Annotated in this window: 3 protein-coding genes; 1 reads left to right on the top strand and 2 read right to left on the bottom strand. The window is 75.5% G+C overall.

Annotated features, from left to right (window positions below; all coding sequences use genetic code 11):
* Positions 1-237 precede the first annotated feature (237 nt).
* Positions 238-1,008, bottom strand: a complete 771-nt coding sequence (locus tag ACFV0Q_RS40760) for a glucose 1-dehydrogenase (protein WP_385013057.1) — start codon at positions 1,006-1,008, stop codon at positions 238-240.
* Positions 1,009-1,070: 62 nt separating this feature from the next.
* Positions 1,071-1,685: a vancomycin high temperature exclusion protein gene (locus tag ACFV0Q_RS40755; protein WP_385013059.1), complete on the bottom strand. Its 615-nt coding sequence runs from the start codon at positions 1,683-1,685 to the stop codon at positions 1,071-1,073.
* Positions 1,686-2,199: 514 nt separating this feature from the next.
* On the opposite strand from ACFV0Q_RS40755, the gene ACFV0Q_RS40750 reads away from it, so the two are divergent.
* Positions 2,200-2,560: sirohydrochlorin chelatase (locus tag ACFV0Q_RS40750; RefSeq protein WP_385013055.1), on the top strand; the 361-nt coding region annotated here is incomplete at its 3' end.

Genomic DNA, 2,560 nt, shown 5'->3' with positions numbered 1-2,560 from the left:
CCAGCGTCGGCCACGGCTGTTCCGCGGACCGCCGCCCCGCGTTCCGCCCCGGAATGCACACCCTCAGCGCGGCCCCGGGGCCCCGGTGAGGCCGCGCTCGGGGCGGGAGCCTCGGGCGCACGGCCCCGCGCTCGCGGCGGGGAGCGGCCCCGGCCGGGCCCGGACCGCCGGCCCGGGCCCGGCGCCCCCACCGGAGCCACGGACTGCCCGGGCAGGCACCCGGCCCGGCGGGCGGGGCTACTGCCCGGTGAGGTACTTCACGGTCAGGCCCGCCGTCCAGCCGCCGTCGACCGCCAGTTCGGCGCCGGTCATGTAGCCGGCGGCGTCCGAGAGCAGGAAGGCGACGGCGGCGGCTATCTCCTCCGGGACGCCGACCCGGCCCAGCGGGGCGCCGGGGTAGTTGCCCTCGCCGGCCTGGATGCCGACCGGGGCCGTCATCGGGGTCAGCGTCATGCCCGGGTGCACCGAGTTCACCCGGATCCTCGCCTCGGCCAGCTCGACCGCGCCGATCTTCGACAGTCCGCGCACGCCCCACTTGGAGGCGCCGTACCCGGCGGTGAGGGCGAGTCCGGTGAGCCCGGCGGCGGAGGAGATGTTGACGATGGAGCCGCCGCCGTTCGCCCGGAGCAGCGGGATCGCCGCCTTGATGCCGATGAACACGCCGACCAGGTTGATCTCGACGACCCGGCGGAAGTGCTCGACGCTCTCGTGCTCCAGGAACTGGCCGGTGGATATCCCGGCGTTGTTGACGAGCCCGTCGATCCGGCCGAACTCGGCGACCGCGTACTCCAGGGCCGCCCGCCAGTCGGCCTCGCTGGTCACGTCGTGCCGCAGGAAGCGGGCCGCGTCACCGAGCTCCGCGGCCGTCTCGGCACCCTCCGCCTCCAGCACGTCGGTGATCAGCACCCGGCCGCCGCCGTCGACGACGGTCCGCGCGGCCGCCGCGCCGAGGCCGCGGGCCCCACCGGTGATGACGACGACCTTGCCGCTCAGATCCACAACAGCCACGGTTCCACACCCCTGCCGGACACATCGGTATATGACTAATCGGCATACCGCCGATCGCGGCGTCAGTCTGCCAGAGCCCCCAGGACCCGCGACACCCCCTCCTCCTTCGGCCCGAGGAAGACCGGATCCGGCTTGAACGCCGCGTCCAGGGCGGCCTTGCCCGCCGCGAACACCTCGCGGACCCCGCCGTAGTACCAGGTGGCGTCGTGCACGTCCTGGACCCCGACCCCGTACGCGTCCACGCCCGCGGCCTGGCACAGGGCCACCGCCCGGCGTATGTGGAACCCCTGGCTCACCAGCACCGCCCGGCGCACCCCGAAGATCTCCCGGGCGCGCACGCAGGAGTCCCAGGTGTCGAACCCGGCGTAGTCGCTGACCACCCGGTCGTCCGGCACCCCGTGCCGGGTGAGGTAGGTGCGCATCGCGTTGGGCTCGTCGTACTCCGTGCGGCCGTTGTCCCCGGTGACCAGCACCACCTTCACCTTGCCGGCCCGGTACAGCTCCACCGCCGCGTCGAGCCGGTCGGCCAGGTACGGGGTCGGGCGGCCGTTCAGCAGGCCCGCCCCGAACACCACCGCCACCTCCGCGTCGGGCGCCCTCGCCGTGGTCCGCAGCCGCCCGTCGGCCGCCGCGTGGGTCCACGCGGAGGGCAGCAGCGCCAGCACGCACAGCCCCATCACGGCCTGCACGGCCCGCCGCCGCGCCCGCACCGCACGCGGCCACGGCACACGCGCCCACCCCGTACGCGACCGCCCCGGCTCGGCGACCCGCTCGGCGCTCGCGACCCGCTCCGGCGCCGTGTCACGCTCCGCCGCCGCGTCCCGCTCCGGCGCCACGACCTGCTCCGCCCCCGTGACCTGCTCCTGCTTCCCCATGACCGATCCCCCTCGTTCCACACTTCGTTCGCACTGACTGACGAACCGTCCGTGCCCGCCAGTTCCGCCCACCCCGCCTTTCACCCGTACGAATGAGCGAGTGAGCGGGCGGAAATGACCCGTCACCCCGGCGCAACGCCACGGCAACCTCCGGCACGCAGGATCGGTTCATGACGGAGCCGGTGCACCCTCCCGAAAGCCTTCCCCTTCCCCCCTTCGGCAGCGCGGCCGAGCTGCTGACCCGGATCACCGACCAGCTCGGCGCCCAGCTCAGCGGTCTGCGCCCGCCCCGCGCCCGGCACCACGGAGCCCGCCCATGCAGCCCACCCTCGTCGCCGTGGCCCACGGCAGCCGCGACCCCCGCGCCCCGCACACCGTCCTCGCCCTCCTCGAACGGGTCCGCGAGCTCCGCCCGCGCCTCGACGTCCGCCTCGGCCACATCGAGCTGAACCGGCCCCTCCTCGGCGACACCCTGCGCGAGGCCGCCGGGGAGGCGGTGCTCGTCCCGCTGCTCCTCGGCCGCGGCACCCACGTCAAGCGGGACCTGCCCGCCGCCGCGGCCCGGGCCGGCCACCTGCGGGTCCGGATCGCGGCCCCCCTCGGGCCCCACCCGCTGCTGGTCGAGGCCCTGTTCGAGCGGCTCCTGGAGGCCGGCTGGACCCCGGGCACGGCGGTGG

This window comes from Streptomyces sp. NPDC059564 (assembly GCF_042735575.1).
In the GTDB taxonomy this organism is placed as follows: domain Bacteria; phylum Actinomycetota; class Actinomycetes; order Streptomycetales; family Streptomycetaceae; genus Streptomyces.
The sequence above is the reverse complement of the archived record's forward strand: the minus strand, read 5'-3'. Positions and strand labels throughout refer to the sequence as shown.

Bases quoted from the DNA above. Each gene is read 5' to 3' on its own strand.
- ACFV0Q_RS40755 (WP_385013059.1), bottom strand. From the start codon at position 1,685: ATGGGGCTGTGCGTGCTGGCGCTGCTGCCCTCCGCGTGGACCCACGCG.